The 18,697-nt window shown below is 68.5% G+C and carries 15 protein-coding genes; 3 read left to right on the forward strand and 12 right to left on the reverse strand.

Annotated elements, in window-relative coordinates:
* Window positions 1–51: 51 nt before the first annotated feature.
* Both secA2 and MTAB308_RS01975 read right to left on the reverse strand, forming a co-directional pair.
* The gene (gene secA2 / locus MTAB308_RS01970) at window positions 52–2,376 is read right to left on the reverse strand and encodes an accessory Sec system translocase SecA2 (protein WP_077097343.1); all 2,325 of its coding nucleotides are present in this window, start codon (window positions 2,374–2,376) and stop codon (window positions 52–54) included.
* Window positions 2,377–2,482: 106 nt separating this feature from the next.
* Window positions 2,483–4,126 carry an acetolactate synthase gene (locus tag MTAB308_RS01975; protein WP_077097345.1) on the reverse strand — a complete coding sequence of 548 codons (1,644 nt, stop codon included), beginning with the start codon at window positions 4,124–4,126 and terminating at the stop codon, window positions 2,483–2,485.
* Window positions 4,127–4,218: 92 nt separating this feature from the next.
* Between MTAB308_RS01975 and bacA the strand changes: the two genes are divergently transcribed.
* A complete protein-coding gene (bacA, locus tag MTAB308_RS01980; RefSeq protein WP_077097347.1) occupies window positions 4,219–6,138 on the forward strand; it encodes a vitamin B12 ABC transporter pemease/ATP-binding protein BacA in 1,920 nt (639 codons plus the stop codon).
* 90 nt (window positions 6,139–6,228) lie between these two features.
* Here bacA and MTAB308_RS01985 read toward each other — a convergent pair whose 3' ends face one another.
* From MTAB308_RS01985 to MTAB308_RS01995, 3 genes are all read right to left on the reverse strand, one after another.
* Window positions 6,229–7,701 carry an FAD-binding protein gene (locus MTAB308_RS01985; protein ID WP_077097348.1) on the reverse strand — a complete coding sequence of 491 codons (1,473 nt, stop codon included), beginning with the start codon at window positions 7,699–7,701 and terminating at the stop codon, window positions 6,229–6,231.
* Window positions 7,698–8,201 carry a VOC family protein gene (locus tag MTAB308_RS01990; protein WP_077097350.1) on the reverse strand — a complete coding sequence of 168 codons (504 nt, stop codon included), beginning with the start codon at window positions 8,199–8,201 and terminating at the stop codon, window positions 7,698–7,700. The genes MTAB308_RS01985 and MTAB308_RS01990 overlap by 4 nt, the downstream gene beginning before the upstream one ends.
* Window positions 8,202–8,315: 114 nt before the next feature.
* Entirely contained in the window at window positions 8,316–8,999 is a 684-nt protein-coding gene (locus tag MTAB308_RS01995) for a TetR/AcrR family transcriptional regulator (protein ID WP_216823636.1), read from the reverse strand.
* Window positions 9,000–9,107: 108 nt separating this feature from the next.
* On the opposite strand from MTAB308_RS01995, the gene MTAB308_RS02000 reads away from it, so the two are divergent.
* A complete protein-coding gene (locus MTAB308_RS02000) occupies window positions 9,108–9,554 on the forward strand; it encodes a nitroreductase/quinone reductase family protein (RefSeq protein WP_077097449.1) in 447 nt (148 codons plus the stop codon).
* Window positions 9,555–9,560: 6 nt separating this feature from the next.
* Here the strand turns inward: MTAB308_RS02000 and MTAB308_RS02005 are convergent, their stop codons facing one another.
* On the reverse strand, window positions 9,561–10,235 hold the full coding sequence (locus MTAB308_RS02005; protein ID WP_077097355.1) for an Rv1815 family serine proteinase: 675 nt from the start codon (window positions 10,233–10,235) through the stop codon (window positions 9,561–9,563).
* A gap of 97 nt (window positions 10,236–10,332) precedes the next feature.
* Complete coding sequence (locus MTAB308_RS02010; protein WP_077097357.1) at window positions 10,333–11,277, reverse strand: sterol desaturase family protein; 945 nt, start codon at window positions 11,275–11,277, stop codon at window positions 10,333–10,335.
* 63 nt (window positions 11,278–11,340) lie between these two features.
* On the opposite strand from MTAB308_RS02010, the gene MTAB308_RS02015 reads away from it, so the two are divergent.
* Complete coding sequence (locus MTAB308_RS02015; RefSeq protein WP_077097359.1) at window positions 11,341–12,534, forward strand: NAD(P)/FAD-dependent oxidoreductase; 1,194 nt, start codon at window positions 11,341–11,343, stop codon at window positions 12,532–12,534.
* A 5-nt stretch (window positions 12,535–12,539) separates the two neighbouring features.
* On the opposite strand, the gene MTAB308_RS02020 is transcribed toward MTAB308_RS02015, so the two are convergent.
* From MTAB308_RS02020 to MTAB308_RS02040, 5 genes are all read right to left on the reverse strand, one after another.
* Entirely contained in the window at window positions 12,540–13,247 is a 708-nt protein-coding gene (locus MTAB308_RS02020) for an MgtC/SapB family protein (RefSeq protein ID WP_077097362.1), read from the reverse strand.
* Between the two features lie 138 nt (window positions 13,248–13,385).
* On the reverse strand, window positions 13,386–13,709 hold the full coding sequence (locus tag MTAB308_RS02025) for a DUF732 domain-containing protein (protein WP_077097451.1): 324 nt from the start codon (window positions 13,707–13,709) through the stop codon (window positions 13,386–13,388).
* Between the two features lie 29 nt (window positions 13,710–13,738).
* Complete coding sequence (locus MTAB308_RS02030; RefSeq protein WP_077097364.1) at window positions 13,739–15,145, reverse strand: PPE family protein; 1,407 nt, start codon at window positions 15,143–15,145, stop codon at window positions 13,739–13,741.
* A gap of 63 nt (window positions 15,146–15,208) precedes the next feature.
* A complete protein-coding gene (locus tag MTAB308_RS02035) occupies window positions 15,209–16,498 on the reverse strand; it encodes a PPE family protein (RefSeq protein WP_077097366.1) in 1,290 nt (429 codons plus the stop codon).
* Window positions 16,499–17,430: 932 nt separating this feature from the next.
* Complete coding sequence (locus tag MTAB308_RS02040) at window positions 17,431–18,636, reverse strand: PPE family protein (protein ID WP_281253059.1); 1,206 nt, start codon at window positions 18,634–18,636, stop codon at window positions 17,431–17,433.
* Window positions 18,637–18,697 lie beyond the last annotated feature (61 nt).

The following is an 18,697-nucleotide window of genomic DNA, read 5'->3' on the forward strand; positions in this document are numbered from 1 at the left end:
CCGCGCACTCGCCCTCGAGCGCGCGGCTGGCCGCACACTCGTCGGCTCAACTCAGCGGAAGACCCCGGGCAGGCTCAGGGTCGACAGCGTGTCATCCGACAGCGGGTTGTCGTTGACCATGTACGTCCACGTCGACGTCGGCCGTGCCAACTTGGACAGATCCAGGCCCGGCTCCTCTTCGAGCACGTTCGCGGTTTCGAACGTCTGCTGGGCCGCCTCGATGGCGTCGGCGGCCAGCGACGCGAAGGCGTCGACCGCCAGCCGGTGGAATTCGTCGAGCGGATTCTGCCGGCCCAGCGCGCGCAGGTGGATGCTTTCGCGGATGTCGGCCAGGTATGCCAGGTGATCCGCCCATCCCCGGTCGAGGTGATACAGCATGATCAGCCGGCAGATCTTCTCCAGGTCCTCTTCGGAGATGTCCTTGGACAGTTCCTCGTACCGGTCCGGCGCCAGCTCGGCAAGTTCCTCGCGCGCGGTTGCGGTGCGCAACAACGTGTTTCGCCTGTCGACGATGATGGCGCGCTGCTGGGCGATCAGTTGGTTGTAGCGCCAGGTGTTGGCGTGCACGTCCAGCATCCGGCCCTCGGCGACCCGCTGCGCGTGGTCGAGCATCCCCGCCGCCTTGGGGCTCACGATCCGCCCGTCCTCGTCGGTCTGCATCGGCAGCTTGTTGTGGTCGAGGTTGGCGGCGACGACGTCGTCCTCCCAGCTCGAGAAGAACACCGACGACCCGGGATCGCCCTGGCGCCCGGCGCGTCCGCGCAGCTGGTTGTCGAGCCGCTCGGTGTGATGCCGGCCCGTACCGACCACGTGCAGCCCGCCCAGCTCGGCCACCCGGTCGTGATCGGCCTCGTCGGACCCGCCGAGGCGGATGTCGGTGCCCCGCCCGGCCATCTGGGTCGACACCGTGATCGTGCCGAACTCGCCGGCCTCGGCGATCACCTTGGCCTCCTCGGCGTCGTTCTTCGCGTTGAGCACCACCGCCGGCACGCCGCGGCGCAGCAGCCGCTCGTGCAGCTCCTCGGACTCGGCGACGTCGCGCGTGCCGACCAGCACCGGCTGCCCGGTCTCGTGCACCTCGGCGATGTGCGCGACGATCGCGTCGTTCTTCGCGGCGGCGGTGATGTAGACGCGGTCGGACTCGTCCTCGCGAATGTTGGGTTTATTCGGCGGGATTGGCGACACACCGAGCTTGTAGAACTGGCGCAGCTGCTCACCGGCGGCCAGCGCGGTGCCGGTCATTCCGCAGACGGTGGCGTAGCGATTGATCAACGCCTGCACCGTGATGGTGTCGAGCACCTCGCCGGTCTCGGTGGTCTCGATGCCCTCCTTGGCCTCGACGGCGGCCTGCAGCCCGTCCGGCCACCGCTGCAATTGCGCGATGCGCCCGCGGGAGGAGTTGATCAGGTGCACCGCGTCGTCCCGCACGATGTAGTGCACGTCGCGATGCAGCAGCACGTGCGCGTGCAGCGCCACGTTGACCTCGGTCAGAGTGGTGCCGACGTGTTCCTCGGAGTACAGGTCGATGCCGCCGAGCGCCTTTTCCACCTTGCGGGCGCCGACGTCGGTCAGGTGGACGTTGCGGCTGTCGGAGTCCGTGTCGTAGTCGGCGCCGGCGTCCAGTTCACCGACCAGCTTGATGATCTCCAGTCGCGGGGTCTCGCGGTGCGTGGTGCCGGCCAGCACCAGCGGCACCAGCGCCTCGTCGACCAGCACCGAGTCGGCCTCGTCGATCAGCGCGACGTCGGGGTTCGGCGAGACCAGGTCGTCGACGTCGGTGACCAGCTGATCGCGCAGCACGTCGAAGCCGATCTCGTTGACCGAGGCGTAGGTGACGTCGCAGCCGTAGGCGGCCCGGCGCTCCTCGCTCGTCGAGTCCGCGGTGATCCAGCCGACGGTCAGCCCCATCGCTTCCAGCAGCGGGCCCATCCATTCCGCGTCGCGGCGGGCCAGATAGTCGTTGATGGTCACCACGTGCACGTGCCGCCCCGCCAACGCGTATCCGGCGGCCGCGATCGCCCCCGACAGGGTTTTGCCCTCCCCGGTGGCCATCTCGATCACGTCGCCGGCAAGCATGCGCAGCGCCCCGAGGAGCTGCACGTCGAACGGCCGCAACCCGGTCGCCCGCTCGGCCGCTTCGCGCGCGATCGCAAGGAACTGCGGGATGTCGGCGGACTCCGCGAGGTCGTCGAGTTTCAGTAGCCCGGTCGCCTGGCGCAGCTTCTCGTCGCTGAGCTCGGCGGCTTCCTTGTCGTACTCCGAGGAGGCGGTGACGTCCGTGAGGGACCGGCTGCGGTTTTTTTCGGTGCTGGCGCCCAGCAGTCGCCAGAACCGGCTACTCAGGCGTCCGGGTTGGGTCCGGGAGGTCTTTGACACAGGTCAACGGTACGCGAGCCAGCGTCGCGCGCGAGGGCGCGTGTCTGTACCGCGACACGCCCTAATCCGTGGCAATCCGCGCACCGTCGCGGCCCGGCGGCGCCCGTCACGCCAGGTTCGACCGGCGTGGATAGGCGACCGACGGGTCGGTGAGCACGTTGACGACCGCCGGCAGGCCGCTGGAGAAGGCGCGTTCCAGCGCGGGCCGCAGCTCGACCGGCGCGGAGACCAGCTCGCCGTGGCAGCCCAGGGCGCGCACCACCTCGTCGTAGCGGGTGCCGGGACGCAACTCCGCCACCACCGAATAGCCGTACAGCGCCTCCATGGGGTGCTTTTCGAGGGCCCAGATCCCGTTGTTGCCGATCACCGACACGACCGGCACGCCGTGCCTCGCCAGGGTGTCCCACTCCATGCCGCTGAAGCCGAACGCCCCGTCGCCCTGCAGCAGCACGACTTGGCGGTCGGGGCGGGCCAACTTCGCGGCCAGGGCATAGCCGGGGCCCGACCCGAGGCAGCCGAACGGGCCGCTGTCCAGCCAGCAGCCCGGTAGATAGCTGTCGATCACCCGGCCGGCATAGGAGCCGAAGTCGCCCGCGTCGATGACGACGATCGCGTCCCGGTCCAGCAGCGGCGCCAGCTCCGCGTAGACCCGCATCGGGTGCAGCGGGGTCCGGTCGTCGCCGAGCTCGGCCTTCTCCTGGGCGCGTGCCGCGGTCTCGGCCGTTCGCAGCCCGGCGACCCAATCCTGGTGTGCGGTGCCGGTTGTCCCGGCGAGGGCCGACAGGATCGAGGTGAGATCGCCGTACAGGCCGGCGGCGATGGGCCGCGGATGGTCGCGGCCGGGTTCGGCGCGGTCGGCCACGATCAGCTGGGTTTCCGGCCCGAACACCTTGCCGAAGCCCAACCGGAAATCCATTGGCACGCCGACGATCAGCGCCACGTCGGCATCTCCCAGCGCTTTGGCGCGGACGCGCGAAAACGCCATCGGGTGGTCGGCGGGCACCACGCCGCGGGCCATCCCGTTCATCAGCACCGGGATTTGTCGTTCCTCGGCGAGGCGCAGCAGCGCCGCCTCCGCGTGTCCCCACCAGACGTTGGTGCCCGCCATGATCACCGGCCGCTGCGCCGCCGCCAGCAGGTCGGCGGCGCGGTCCAGCGCTTGGGCATCGGGGGCGGGGCCCTGCGGCAGCGCCGTCAAGGCGCCCGGCCGATTGTCGTCCTCCGACATCGAAAAGGCGTGATCCATGGGGAAGTCGACGAAGGCCACCCCGGACGGGGCGCCCACCGCCGCCCGCAACGCCTCGTCGACCAACCGGCCGGCGTCCCCGGCCGACTGCGCCGTCGCGGCGAATCGCGCCAGCGGCGCCACGAACGGCACATGGTCGATCTCCTGCAGCGAGCCCATGCCCCAGCGCCCCGCGGGAGCCCGGCCCCCCAGGACCACCAACGGCGACTGGTTCTGCTGCGCCGCCGCCATGGCGCTCATCCCGTTGGTGACGCCCGGCCCGGCGGTGAGAGCAGCCACGCCCGGCAGCCTCGTCACCTTCGACCAGCCCTCGGCGGCGAAGGCGGCGGTCTGCTCATGCCGGGTGTCGATCAGGCGGATACCCTCGTCGCGGCACCCGTCGTAAATGGAAAACAGGTGGCCGCCCGACAACGTGAAGACGGTGTCGACGCCGCCGGCTTTGAGCCGCCGCGCGATGAGCCGGCCGGCGTGCAATGTTTGTGTGGGGATGGTGTCGGTACTCATTACCGCAGCCTATCCAGATCCTTCGGGTACCTTCGCCGAAGGATTTTCGTTGAGCACAGGCTGGACACCTCGGCCGTAAGGAGACCTCGACCATGGGCCCAAAGCCGTTCAAGCCGTCGATCGACTGGTCGGCGGCACCCATGGATTCGCTGCGCTGGATCGCCATCGCCTGGGCGATAGGGGCGGTGTGTCTGCTGGCCGTGCTCGTCGCCTTCCGCTTTCTGACGCCGTGGGGCCGGCAGTTCTGGCGGATCACCCGCGGATATTTCGTCGGTCCGGGGAGCATCAAGGTGTGGTTGATGCTCGGCGTGTTGTTGCTGTCGGTGCTCCTGTCGGTGCGTCTCACGGTTTTGCTCAGCTATCAGGGCAATGACCTCTACACGGGGGTGCAGAAAGCGGTCCAGGGCATCGCGGCGGATGACGACAACGTCAAACAGTCCGGGATTCATGGCTTTTGGATGTCGATCGCGATCTTTTCCGTGTTGGCGACGCTGTATGTCATCCGGTTCATGATCGACATCTATCTGACGCAGCGTTTCATCATTGCCTGGCGCATCTGGCTGACCGCCCACCTCACCGATGACTGGCTGGGCGGCAAGGCCTATTACCGGGACCTGTTCATCGACAACACGATCGACAACCCGGACCAGCGCATCCAGCAGGACATCGACATCTTCACCGCCAATGCCGGGGGCACGCCGAATATCCCGTCCAATGGCACGGGCAGCACCTTGCTGTTCGGGGCGGTCAACGCGGTGGCCTCGGTCATCTCGTTCGCGGCCATCCTGTGGCAGCTGTCCGGCAATCTGGATGTTTTCGGCGTGGTGTTGCCGCGCGCCATGTTCTGGACGGTCCTCGTCTACGTGCTGGTCGCCACGCTGGTCGCGATCTGGCTGGGCCATCCGCTGATCCAGCTGAGCTTCAACAACGAGAAACTCAACGCCGCCTTCCGTTACGCCCTGGTGCGGTTGCGCGACGCGGCCGAGGCGGTGGGCTTCTACCGCGGCGAGCGAGTCGAGCGCGCGCAACTGTGGCGGCGATTCACGCCGATCATCGGCAACTACCGCAAGTTTGTGCGCCGCACGATCATCTTCAACGGGTGGAACTGGTCGGTGTCGCAGATCATCGTTCCGCTGCCGTGGGTGATTCAGGCGCCGCGGCTGTTCGCCGGAAAGATCGACTTCGGCGATGTCGGCCAGAGCGCGACGGCCTTTGGCAACATTCAGGATTCGCTGTCGTTCTTCCGCAACAACTACGACGCGTTCGCGGCGTTTCGGGCGGCGATCATCCGGTTGCACGGGCTCGTCGACGCCAACAGCCAGGGCCGCGCGCTGCCGACCATTCTGGTCAAGCCGAGCGAGGAGGCAGCGGTCGAGCTTCGCGGTGTCGAGGTGCGCACGCCCGGCGGTGATCAGCTGATCGATCCGCTCGACGTGCGGTTGGACGAGGGCGACGCGCTGGTGATCACCGGGCGGTCCGGCGCCGGAAAGACCACGCTGCTGCGCAGCCTGGCCGAGCTGTGGCCCTACGCGTCGGGGACGCTCTGCCGTCCCGACGGCGACAACGCGACGATGTTCCTGTCGCAGTTGCCCTACGTGCCGCTGGGCAACCTGCGCACCGTCGTGTGCTACCCGAACTCGCCGGATGACGTCCCCGAGGATGTGCTCCGCGACGTACTGACCAAGGTGGCTCTCGCCCCGCTGATCGACCGGCTCGACGAGGAGCAGGACTGGGCCAAGGTGCTTTCCCCGGGTGAGCAGCAGCGGGTCGCGTTCGCGCGGATCCTGCTCACCAAGCCGAAAGCCGTCTTCCTCGACGAGGCCACCTCGGCGCTGGACGAGGGCCTCGAATTCGCGCTCTACCAGCTGGTGCGCGCCGAGCTGCCGGATACCGTCCTGGTCAGCGTGAGCCACCGACCCACCGTCGAACAGCACCACGACCAACAGCTCCACCTACTGGGCGGCGGCGAATGGCGGCTGGGCCCGGTCGAAAAGGAGCCCGCGCCGGTCTAGCGTCCGCGGGCCGCGTGCGCTCCGGCGCGGTGTCCTAACGCGCCTGCGCGCCCCCGGCCCCGCGGGCCGCGTGCGCTCCGGCGCGGTGTCCTAACGCGCCTGCGCGCCCCCGGCCCCGCGGGCCGCGTGCGCTCCGGCGCGGCGCCCGAAAAACGACCCCTCCCCCAGCTGCGTCCCGCTGGCGTAGCCCTTGCCGTCCTGGGCGATGTTGGACGCGCATGCCCCGACCGCGTACAGGCCGGCCACCGCCGAGCCGTCCTCGCGCAGCACCTGGCCGTCCACCGACGTGGCCAGCCCGCCGACGGTGAAACCGGCGTACATCGCCTTGCCCAGCGACATGTCGAACGCGCCCCACGGGCCCTTGTCTTGCGGCGCAAGGAATTCCGGTTGCTTGTGGAAGTCGGGGTCTTCGCCGCGCGCGGCATGGGTGTTGTAGCGGTCGAGCGTCGCGACAAGGTTGCCCTGCGGGATGCCGAGCGCGGCTTCCATCTCGGCGACGGTCTCCCAGCCGTCGATCAGCGGCACCAGCGGCATCTTGGGATGCTCCAGGTGCGCCTCGTCGACGATCAAAAACGCCGCACTGTCCGGCTGATCCATGATGAAGCCGGCGGTCCGGGAGTGGTAGGAGTCCTCGGCGACGAACCGCTGGCCGAGCTTGTTCACGATGATGCCGGTCAGCAGGATCGACGGCGGGTACGGCGGAGCGGTGATGAAGATCTGATCCATGTGCTGGGTGGCGCCGCCCGCGGACTCACCCATCCGGATGCCCAGGCCGTCGTCATAGGTATTGCCGAGCACGAACGGCTTCTCCCCCAGCTTGGGGGTGTACTTGGCGACCATCTCCGGGTTCATCACGAACCCCCCCGCAGCGATGATCACCGACTTTGCCTTGATCGCACCGGTTTCGGTGAAGTGCTTCCACGCCACGCCAATCACCGCGCCGGAATCGTCGACGATGAGCTGGGTGGCGCCCGTCTCGTAGCGGACTAGCACGCCGAGGCTCGCGGCGCGCTTGAGGAGCAGGTCGATCACCATGCTGGCGCCGCCGGTGTCGCCGGGTACGGGCACCTTGTGGCCGCGCGGCGCCGGCACGGCCTTCTCCAGGAAGGGCCACACCTTCTCGTTGCCGGTGAACATCAGCCCCTCGGTGTTGGGCTGGATCACCGCCTTGCCCGGGAAGTAGCTGCGCTCAAACTGAAAACCCAAGTCTTCCAGCCAATTGAAATGCTCGACGCTGCCCTCGCAATACGCGCGGATCTTGGCGTGGTCCGGTTGCCGCGACACGGCGGCCAGGTACTTGTACATCTCCTCGGGCGAATCGGGGTGCCCGGTCGCCTCTTGGACGGCGGTGCCGCCCCCAAGGTAAAAGTGGCCTCCCGCAAGGGAAGTGGTGCCACCCGCCGCGGCCGCGCGCTCGAGCACCAGCACCCGCGCACCCGCGGCGGCCGCACTGACCGCCGCGCAGCCGCCGCCGATGCCGAAACCGATCACCACCACGTCGACGTCGTCCGACCACGACGTCACCGTGCTCGCGCTGATCGTCGCTGGAATCTCGGTGCTCACCGCTGCTGCTCCTGTTTGATGTAGTCGTAGAAGGCCCTCATCTCGGGCGCGATGTAGGCGATTTCAAGAAATGGCACTCCCGCCTGCCGCGCCGACACGTAGGCGAACCGGATGCCGCCGGCCATCACGCCCTGCTGCACGACCGGCGCCCCCTGGCCCGCGGCCTCGGCCAGGACCGCGTCGAACTGTTCGGGGCTCGCCGCCTCCACGCAGATGTGATGCAACCCCGCCCCCGAGTCCCGGAGGAAGTCACTATAGATGTTCTCCCCGCGGACCGGTTGGATCAGCTCCAACTGCATGTCCCCGAGGTAGCTCAGGGAGATGCTGGCGACGAAATCGGCGGGCTTGCCAAGGTAGCTGCACGTCTCCGGAGCAAAGTGTACGTCGGGTATGCGCACCCACTTCCGGACGCCTAATAGCCCGGTGAGGGCCGTTTCGGTGGCGTCCAGGTCCGGGGTGACCCATGCGATCTGCGTCGGCGTTTGAGGCGAAGGGGTCATCGTCTCGCAGGATAGCCCAGGGCGGTCGCCGCCAGAAAGGGCCAACGAAACTTTGCCGTGACAGCCCCCGCCGGCCCCGCAACGGGGCGATGAACACGTTCTAATTCCCGCGGGTCAATGTTGGCCCAACACGTCCACCAGCATTCGAAGCTGGGTGTCGAACACCGCCGACGGGTCGGTCAGGGTGTCGGCGCCGTATTGCCCGAACACCTCGAGGCTGATGGCGCCGAGCACCCCGGCCCACAACAAAAAGCACTTGGCGATGACCTGGTCATCCCCCGGAAACCCGAACTCGTGGCGGATGCGTTCGAAGTCCGACGACATCGGTTGTGGCGCAAGGTCGTTTGTCAACCGAATGTCCCCGGTGGCGATTCCGGCGGCGACGGCGTCGAAGATGGCTCCCACCACGCGGGTGCCGGCCGGGACCGTGCGGTCGGGCGGCGCGTGGTATCCGGGCACCGGGCTGCCGTAGAGCAGCGCCCACCGGGCCGGATGGGCGACGGCCCACCGCCGCGCCGCCCGCGCGATGGCGATGACGTCGTCGCTCCACAGGTCACCCACCGTCTCGCGGGCCCGGTCCACGGCGTCGGCCAGGTCGGAATAGGCGTCGATCAGCAGCAAGGTCAGCAACTCGTCGCGGCTGGACACGTACCGGTACACGGCCGAGGACACCATGCCCAGATCGCGGGCGATGGCACGCACCGACAATCCCGCCGCACCGCGATCCACCAGCTGGCGGCGGCCCAGTTCGACGATCCGCGCCTCGATCTGCTCCCGCGACTCCTGGCGTTTGCCCACGCGGCCAGTCTGACACAACCGAGATCACCGCTCTTGCTTTTCGAAACGGGCTGTGGCAGCGTGTTCGGCAACGAGAGCACCGCTCTCATGATGCTTCGAGAGGACGCCATGGCCACGCGCTACGAAGAACCGAACCGGGTGGCCCGCGCCGCCAACACCGTGATCCGCTGGCTTGCCGAGCTGGGAATCAGCATCGCCGGGACCCGGGCGCTGCGCGTCCGCGGCCGCAAAAGCGGAAAAGTGCGGGCGGTGGTGATCAACCTGTTGACCGTCGACGGCGTCGACTATCTCGTCTCACCGCGGGGGAACACACAGTGGGCGCGCAACGTCAGGGCGGCGGGCGTCATCGAGGTCGGCCCGCGCTGGCGCAGGCGACGCGCTCGGGTCAGCGAGCTCGACGATGCCGCCAAGCCCGCAGTGCTGAGGCGCTACCTGGGGAGGTGGTACTGGCAGGTCAAGGATTATGTCGGCGGGTTGACGCCGGACTCCACCGATGAGCAGCTGCTCACGGGCGCGCCGGCGATCCCCGTGTTCGTGCTCGAACCCGCCCGTTAGGGCGCGTCAACGCGGATTGGTCGTCGCCCCGAGGTCCTGGCGGACCTGGTCGGAGGCGGCCCGCCACGACACCGCCGCGGGCAGATCTCCCCACACGCTGTTGAAAATTCCGACGATCTCCCCCGGACCGCCGCTGGGTGCCAAATACACCGGCCCGCCGGAGTCGCCCCGCTGGCTCTGGACGCCGTGCGACATCGTGAACCACCCGTTGTTCACGCTTTCCACGGTCCCGCACGTCTCACCCGTGACGACGCCGAAATGGCATACCGCTTCGCCCGGCTGCAGCGTCGCGGCGGGGTTGGATTCCAGAGGACGCCCGCCCGGCAGGACGTTGTTGGCGGTGACGCCGCTGTCCAGCACGATCGCCTCGTAGTCGTTGATCACCTGGTCGGTGGCCACGGTGGTGCCGCTGGGCGTGTTGTCGCGGAAGGTGGCGAGGCGGCCGATGACGTTGTGTTCCCGGTCGTAAACGACCCCGCTGCCCCGGCAATGCCCCGCGGTGAACGCGATCTTCAGCGCCGGGTCGACGTAGCCCAGCGTGCAGACGCGATTGTCCTGATGGATTTCCATCCCGGGAAATACCACCGGGTCCGCCTTGGCGGGCACCGGCGGTAGCCACGCGGCCAACGCCGCAACGGAAGCCGACGCGGCGAATGCGCGCGTTACCAGGCGGTGCACCATGAGCCCCCGTCCGTCCGTGAAAACTGCCGATCCGAAGGGTGACGTTACGACTTAGTCTCGCCCCTCGTTGATCTTTTCGCACGTGACGGCGCTGGCGTTACCCCGGCGTGACCAGCGGGACGGCGTCGGCGGGTGTGCCCGCCATGCGCGGGGTCCATCCCGGGGGCCCGAAGACGAAGCCGAGCCGGTCACGCAGGCGCTTTGCCGATCGCCAGTCGCGGGCGATGGCGACGTATTCGTAGGTCTGCAGCTTCCAGATGTTGAACGTGTCGACCTGCTTGGTGAGGCCATAGTGCGGGCGGAACAGCTCGGGCTGGAAGGTGCCGAACAGCCGGTCCCAGATGATCAGGATGCCGCCGTAGTTCTTGTCCAGATAGATCTTGTCCATGCCGTGGTGCACCCGGTGGTGCGACGGGGTGTTGAAGACGAACTCGAACGGCCGCGGCAGCTTGCCGATCCGCTCGGTGTGGATCCAGAACTGGTAGATCAAGTTCAGCGACCAGCTGAAGTACACCATCCAGGGCGGCAGCCCCAGCAGCGGCAACGGAGCCCACATCAGGACCTCGCCGCTGTTGTTCCACTTCTGGCGCACCGCCGTGGCGAGGTTGTAGTACTGGCTGGAGTGGTGCGCCTGGTGTGTCGCCCAGACCAGCCGCACCCGGTGGGCCATGCGGTGGTAGCCGTAGTACAGCAGGTCGACGCCGATGAGCGCGACGACCCAGGTGTACCACTTGGTCGGCGAAAGGTGCCACGGTGCCAGGTAGGCGTAGATCGCGGCGTAACCCAGCAGGGCCAGGGCCTTCCAGCCGGCGCTGGTGGCTATCGAGACCAGGCCCATCGAGATGCTGGTCCAGGAATCGCGGGTCAGATACGCGCCCGCGGGTGTCCGTGGCGCGCCCGACTCCTCTGCCGCGATGCGTTGCACTTTGCGGGCCGCGGTCCACTCGATGGTCAGCAAAAACAGGAAAAACGGGATGGCGAACAGCACGGGATCCCGCATCTGCGGTGGCAGCGCGAACCAGAACCCGGTGACAGCATTCACACGGATAGATTACGACCACCGGCCGAGGTTGGTAACGGCCCGTACCAATGAGGTGTTGAGCACGTGACCGCTGTGGTGGTAGTAGGCGCCGGGTTCGCGGGGCTGTGGGCGGCGCTCGGCGCCGCCCGGCGCCTCGACGAGCTCGGCGTGCCGGCGGACACGGTCGAGATCACCGTGTTGAGCGCCCAGCGCTTCCACGACATCCGGGTGCGCAATTACGAGGCGGACTTGAGCGACTGCCGCATCCCGCTCGCGGACCTCCTCGATCCCGTCGGTATTGCGCACGTCGCCACCCAGGTGACCGCCATCGACACCGGCGCCCGCTCGGTCGCCACATCGGGCGGTGCGGTGTTCGGCTATGACCGGCTGGTGCTCGCGGCGGGCAGCCACGTGCTCAAACCCGACATACCGGGCCTGCCGGAGTTCGCCTTCGACGTCGACACTCACGACGGGGCGCTCGCGTTGCGGCGCCACCTGCGCACGCTCGCCGACGGCGCGGCGACGCAGGCGGCGGCCACCGTCGTCGTGGTCGGGGCCGGATTGACCGGCATCGAGGCGGCCTGCGAGCTGCCAAAGCGGCTGCGCGCCTTGTTCTCTCGTGGAGCCCCGCGGGTGATTCTCATCGACCGCAACCCCGCGGTGGGGTCCGACATGGGCCCCTCGGCGCGTCCGGTGATCGAAGAAGCCTTGTCGCGCAACGGCGTTGAGACCCGGACGGCGGTCGGTGTCACGGAGGTCACCCGGCGCGGGGTGTCGCTGTCGTCGGGCGAACACCTCGAGGCGGCCACCGTGGTGTGGTGCGCGGGCATGCGGGCCAGCTCGCTGACCGAGCAGCTACCGGTGCCGCGCGACCGGCTGGGCCGTGTGCAGGTCGACGACTACCTGCGGGTGGTCGGTGTGCCCTCGGTCTTCGCCGCGGGTGACGTTGCCGCGGCCCGCATGGACGACGCGCACCTGTCGGTGATGTCGTGTCAACACGGGCGCCCGATGGGCCGCTATGCCGGCTACAACGTCGTCAGCGACCTGTTCGGCGAGCCGATGCTGGCCCTTCGAATACCTTGGTACGTCACGGTTCTCGACCTGGGTGCGGCCGGCGCCGTCTACACCGAGGGCTGGGAGCGGGTGGTGGTCTCGACGGGCGCGGAGGCCAAGGCCACCAAGCAGACGATCAATACCCGCCGGATTTACCCGCCGCTGAGCCGCGACCGCGCCGAGCTGCTCGCGGCCGCCGCGCCGGAGTTGCAGGCCCGCCCCTGATCGGGTCAATCCGACTGCGCGTGATCCCCGGCGTACCACTGCACCGCGCGCACGCCCGGCTGCAACGACAGCTCGGCGACCAACCGCTCCAGTTTCGCCGGGGTGTGGCCGTCCATCAACAGATGCGCGGTCAACGTGATCTCGTCGTCGCCGGCGGGTCCGGTATGGATGCCGCGCAGCGTCATGTCGTTGCCGCTGGCGTGTTGCACGATCTGCGCGCGGGCGTACTTTTCGGTTTTCGGTCGGCAAATCACCTGCACCAGGAAGGGTTGCAGGTCTTCGTCTTCCTCATCGGTGCTGTCGCGGTCGATCAGGCGACCCAGTGGGCGCCCGAAAAGGTGGATGGCGATGACAGTCCCGGTGCCGATCACCGTGAAGACCAGGTGCCCCGACGCGGCCAGCACGCCTATTGCCGCCGAGCACCACAGGGTGGCCGCGGTGTTGAGCCCTCGGACGTTGACACCCTCGCGCAGGATCACCCCGCCGCCGAGAAACCCGATGCCGGACACCACATACGACGCGACCCGCGTCGGGCTGCTGTCCTCGGTGGCGGCCGCGTACAGCACGAACAGCGTCGCCCCGGCGGCCACCAGCGCGTTGGTGCGCAGGCCTGCGCGCCGCGCGCGCCATTGCCGCTCCACGCCGATCAAGGCGCCACAGCCCACCCCGACGCCGAGGCGAAGCGCGAAGTCCGCGACGCTCAACGTCTGCATGGCAGCGCCCTCCTTCCCCGCCCGCGCGCCGGTCGGCGGCAGCTAACCACGCGCAGGTGAACAGCAGGTGGACCCGAGCCAATCCGGTTGTCCCGCGGCCACGTCCACGTCACCGCGGGCCGGGCGTGCCGCCCTGCGTTACGCCTTGGAGAGTTGGTGAGGGCAGTAGAACTTCGCGGCGATCATCGCGAAGTTCGACGCGTTCTCCATGTCCATCCCGGGGTTGTGGGTCTTGACGTCGTGGACGAGCTCCAGCCCCGATTCGCCGTTGTTCAGACAGGTGCACACGGCCTTGCCGGACGCGACCGCCGCGTCCGGGCTGGAATAGTGGATGCCTACCTGCTGCAAAGCGGCGAGGAATCCCCCGTCGTCCCCCTCCGGCGGTGGGGGCGGATCGGCATATGCCGGCGCGGCGAACCCCAGTGCGGCCGCGACGCCGAGGGCAGCCAGTAGCACTCTCATCTTCATTCCTCTCCCAATTGACTTGTGCCCTAGCCCATTTGCGCATCGGAGGGCACCACCTGCGGCTTGTCACCCTTTCTCAGGTGCACCGCGTGGATGCCGGGTTTCTTCGACAGCTGATCGAGCAAGGCGTCCAGACCCTCTTGATCGACGTTGTGGTGCTGCACACATTCGGGCTTCTCCGATATTTGGGCCACCAGACGCTTGAGGTGCTCCGGCGAGTTGGCGTCTTTGAGGTCCTTGATCGGTTTGACGCGCCCGCGAACGCCCGCACCGCCGACCACCGTGGGGGCTCCGGCGCCCAGCGCGCTGCCCAGCATTCCCGCCACGGACATGGAGCTGAGCAGCCCGCCCTCGCCGAGCGCGGCCGCCGGCACGGCGTCGGGGCCCGCGGCCGATAGCGCCGCGGCCACGGTCCTGATCGCCGGCGTGGCCGTTGCCCAGCTCGGGGGGACCGACAGCTTCCCGACCAGCGTGCCGGCATTGCCCATACTTCCCGATACCGAGTTGAACAATGTGCCGCGGCCAAAGTTGGCCGCCCCGAGCCCGGCTCCCAGCGCATCTCGCGGCAGCGCGCCCGCCGCTGCCGCGTGCGGAGCGAATTTGAGGAACTGCGACGCGGGAAGGTTGATCAGCAACCCGATGTCATTGAACCCGGTGGTGAACCCGAGCGGGGTCTTGATGGCGTTGTAGAGGGCGGTGTATGTCGATGCCCCGGTTGGGCCGAACAGCGAGTTCACCAGGCCGTTTAGGGTGCTCGTGTAGTCGCTGCTGAGATTGGCGAGGGTTTGCAGCAGGGGGTTGGCCGTCGTCAGCGGCTGGGCCGCCGCTGACACCAGTGAGGCGGCGCTGCCGGCCGGAGTGGCCGCGGCTTGCGTCACCGCGGCTGCCTGGCTGGCCAGCCCGCCCGCGTTCGTGATCTGTGGGGCCTCGGTGAACGGCGTCACGTTGGAGGCGGCCGCCGAGGAACTCGCGTAGGTGTCCATCGCGAGGGCGTCCTGGGCCCACATCTCGGCGTACTGGATCTCGGTCGCCGCGATCGCGGCGGTGTTCTGCCCGAAGACGTTGGTGGCCACCAGCGACGCCAGTTGGCTGCGATTGGCCGCGATTTCCTCCGGTGGCACGTGGGCGGCGAAGGCCGTCTCGTAGGCGGTTGCCGCCGCGGTGGCTTGGGTCGCGGCCTCGGCCGCCTGCGCGGCGGTGCCCTGCATCCAACTCAGGTAGGGCGTCACGGCCGCGGCCATGCTCACCGACGACGGACCCGTCCACGCCCCGCTGGTCAGGCCGTCGATCACCGCGGTATACGAGGAAACCGTGGACTGCAATTCGCTGGCCAGCCCGTCCCAGGCCGCGGCGGCGGCCCGCATCGACCCCGAACCGGGGCCGGCGTACATCCGGCCCGAATTGAACTCCGGCGGAAAAGCTGCGTAAATCATGTCAGTCCCCTTGCCTGGTCGGGCGCGCCTGGGTGGTGTGGTCCGTTGCCGATCTCATCGCGGTCACTCCTCGAGCGCCGGGATCACGATGATGGTGGCCGTGCCGGCATCCGCCGCGACCACACCCCCGAGCGAACCGGCCGCGCCGCCGGCACTGGAGCCGACCCCGGCCGCGGCCACCGCCCGCCCCGCCAGGCTGGACAGCGCCATTTGACTGAAGACGCCTTCCTCGCCGACGAGCGAGGCGGCGGCCGGCGCGGCCGCATTGGCGGGCAGCACTTGCGCGAGCGTCCTGACCGCCGGGGCGGCCTCGGTCCAGCCCTGCGGCACTGACATGCTTCCGACGAGCGCGGCTTTGCCCATCGCTCCGGACGCCGACGCTCCGCCCACCGCCGAGCTCAAGTGGGTGGTGGCGCCGCTGGTGAGCGGCGCCAGCGCCCCGGTGACGGGTTTGACCGTGTTGAACAAGGCGAGGCCCTGTCCATTCTGCGCGTAGGAGTAGACCTGGCCGAAGGACAGGAACGGACCGCCCGGTATGGAAGTCAGGCCCTGCAGGGAGTACGGCCCGGAGGCAACGGTCGACATGATCGTGTTCCAGTTCGCCAGGTCGCTGGAGAGCCCGGCCGGCATGGAAACGTTGGCCAACTGCGGCAACGAGAGTCCCGACAACAGGTTCGTGGAGCCGGTGGTCGGCGACGAGGCCAGACCGGATCCCAGGCTTTGCAGCGCCGTCGGGATCGAGTTGATCAGCTGGGAGATCTGGGAACTGACCGACGCGGCCGGGGTGCTCGTGGCCTGGCTGACCGCCGCGGCCTGAGCGGAGCCGCTGGTGGTCTGCGGCGGCTCGACGAACGTCTCTAGCTGGGTCGCCGCCGCCGAGGAGGCCGCGTAGGCATACATCGCGGCGGCATCCTGGGCCCACATCTCGGCGTACTGCGCCTCGGTGGCCGCGATCGCCGGGGTGTTCTGGCCCAGGAAGTTGGTGGCGATCAGCGTCATCAGCAGCGCGCGATTGGCCGCGATCACCGGCGGGGGCACCGTGGCCGCGAACGCCGTCTCGTAGGCGCCCGCGGCGATCTTGGCCTGGCTGGCCGCCTCTTCGGCCTGCGCGCCCGTCGCGCTCATCCACGCCACGTAGGGGGCGGCGGCCGCCGCCATCGCGATGGACGAGGGCCCGGTCCACGGTCCGGCCGCCAGGCCCTCGATCGTCGAGCCGTAGGCGGCAGCGGTCGACTGCAACCCGGTTGCCAATTCGTCCCAGGCCGCCGCGGCTGCGAGCATCGGCCCCGCCCCGGCGCCGACATACATCCGGCCGGAGTTGATCTCCGGTGGTAGCGCCCCGAAATCGAACATCTATGCCCTCCGGTCCCCTCAGTGGCCGCCATGGTAGGCGCGGCTCGTTAGCTCCGGCCGCAACCGCCCCGTAGCTCTTATGGAATCCATGGAATCCGTCGCCGGATCCACGGATCGATATAACTTGTTTAAAGCCAACAGACCCACTCCGCTAACTGGAAAATGAAGCCGGGCGCGCAACTGCCCCGCCATTGGGCCCCGCTGACCAATGTCTGGATCATCGTGATTGAAACGTATTTGGAGCGGGTTCCTGGAGTGTAAGGCTAACGTAAAAAATATATGTCATCAGGACGCTATCGCTGTGAGTACGCTGACGGTCAGCTAACGCCTCGCTGTGCTAAAGATGTTGTGCAGCGGGTTAGTAGCCACCACTCAGCAACTTTTCAGAAAGCTACGGTAATTTATCCGATTTGCGTACATGACATTGACCGCGCGCGTGCTTAAAACTGGCGTGGTTGATGACCGCGGCGACCCGCGTTGCTATTGTGCGATCGCCGAATTAATTAATGGCCGCGGACGACATTACCCCGCGGGAAGGACGCATTTGCGTTTGCCAATATGTGTCCTGAGTGTACGCAGTGCGGTGTCCGCCATTCTGGCCGAATCGCCAATTACGCGCGGCCGGAGTCGGTGGCGCCACCGGAGCAGCCGATGTTGCTGGCGGTGGCCCGCGCCGTGGGCCCGCGGGCCTCGGCGACGCCGAATGGACAGTTGATCGTCATGTCGTGCTCCCCTAAATTTCACCTAGCGTACGCATCGATCGCTGCCACACCGCTGATTAGCTGCTGAAAGTTTTCTGTGAGGCGGGCGCGGCCGTTGATCGTGCTAGGGGCCCCGCCCGTCCCGCCGCTGCGTGTGCCGGGCGTGTCCGACAGGTTGCCGAAAGCTCAATCCGCCGACTCACCGGCTGTGAGGTGGCGTACAGTGCCGCGCTATCCGGCGGCCGGGGGGCGTGCGACGAAGGTGGGACGGAACCCGTACTGCGGAACGGCGCGCCCATACGGTTGTGCGCCCGCCGCCCCGATCGGCATTCCCGGCATGCCGGCCGCCATGGCCGGCGGTGGCACCATGGGCGTGCCGCCCAGTGACGACGCGAATGGGCCGGCCAGTGGCACGGACGCGGTCCAGCTGGGTGGCACCGACATCGCGCCGACCATCGGGGCGCGGCCGAGGCCGGCCGACACGGCGTTGCCGAGACCGCCGATGCCGCCGACAGGCCCGGTCAGGGCCTCACCGAGCGCGCCGCCGGCCTGCGCGGCCGCGTCACCGGCAGCGTCGCCTGCGGCTTGGCCCGCCAACCCGAGGAACGGGGCGATGGTGTTGCTGGGCATGTAGAACCCCGAGGAGAAGACGGTGTTCCACACGTTGGAGTTGGGACCCCACGCTGCCCAGAGGTTGTCCAGGGCCGGCGATCCCGACCCCGACCCGCTGAGCAGCCCCACGATCTCCGCCGCCGGCGACGAGGACGACGCCGGCGAGGCCAGGCCCTGGAGCGTCGCGGGCAAGGCCGACATCAGCTGCGACAGCGCGTCCTGCTGGGTACCGGCCGGGGCGGCGACGGCCTGCGCCACCGCGGTCGACTGCGCGGTCAGCCCGCCGGGGTCGGTGGTCGGCCGCGGGTCGATGAACTGACTCAGTTGGGTGGCGATCGCCGAGGAGGCGGCATAGCCGTACATCGCCGCGGCGTCCTCGGCCCACATCTCGGCGTACTGCGCCTCGGTGGCCGCGATCGCCGGGGTGTTTTGACCCAGGATGTTGGTGGTGATCAACGCCATGAGCTGGGCACGGTTGGCCGCGATCACCGGCGGGGGCACCGTGGCGGCGAACGCGGCCTCGTAGGCCGCCGCGGCGGCCTCGGCCTGGGTGGCGGCCTGCTGGGCTTGCTCGGCCGTCGTGCTTAACCAGGCAACGTAGGGCGCCGCGGCCGCCGCCATCGACGCCGACGCGGGGCCGTGCCATTCTTCACCGGTCAGGGCCGCCAGCACCGAGCCGTAAGACGTTGCAGTGGTACGCATTTCGGCGGCCAGTCCATGCCAGCCCGACGCGGCGGCGAGCATCGGGCCCGAACCCGCCCCGGAATACATTCGGCCGGAGTTCACCTCGGGCGGAAGCATCGCGAAGTCCAGGATCATCGCCAGCCTCCCTCCCGGCTCGTTGCGGTCTGGGCGGGCGCGCCGAATTGCATTGCGGCCAAGCCCG

The sequence above is a fragment of the Mycobacterium terramassiliense genome (assembly GCF_900157385.1).
GTDB lineage: Bacteria > Actinomycetota > Actinomycetes > Mycobacteriales > Mycobacteriaceae > Mycobacterium > Mycobacterium terramassiliense.

Excerpts from the sequence above, each read along its gene's own strand:
- MTAB308_RS01975 (WP_077097345.1), bottom strand. The coding sequence starts at position 4,126 with ATGAGTACCGACACCATCCCCACACAAACATTGCACGCCGGCCGGCTC.
- bacA (WP_077097347.1), top strand. The coding sequence starts at position 4,219 with ATGGGCCCAAAGCCGTTCAAGCCGTCGATCGACTGGTCGGCGGCACCC.
- MTAB308_RS01990 (WP_077097350.1), bottom strand. The coding sequence starts at position 8,201 with ATGACCCCTTCGCCTCAAACGCCGACGCAGATCGCATGGGTCACCCCG.
- MTAB308_RS02000 (WP_077097449.1), top strand. The coding sequence starts at position 9,108 with ATGGCCACGCGCTACGAAGAACCGAACCGGGTGGCCCGCGCCGCCAAC.
- MTAB308_RS02005 (WP_077097355.1), bottom strand. The coding sequence starts at position 10,235 with ATGGTGCACCGCCTGGTAACGCGCGCATTCGCCGCGTCGGCTTCCGTT.
- MTAB308_RS02020 (WP_077097362.1), bottom strand. The coding sequence starts at position 13,247 with ATGCAGACGTTGAGCGTCGCGGACTTCGCGCTTCGCCTCGGCGTCGGG.
- MTAB308_RS02025 (WP_077097451.1), bottom strand. The coding sequence starts at position 13,709 with ATGAGAGTGCTACTGGCTGCCCTCGGCGTCGCGGCCGCACTGGGGTTC.
- MTAB308_RS02030 (WP_077097364.1), bottom strand. The coding sequence starts at position 15,145 with ATGATTTACGCAGCTTTTCCGCCGGAGTTCAATTCGGGCCGGATGTAC.
- MTAB308_RS02035 (WP_077097366.1), bottom strand. The coding sequence starts at position 16,498 with ATGTTCGATTTCGGGGCGCTACCACCGGAGATCAACTCCGGCCGGATG.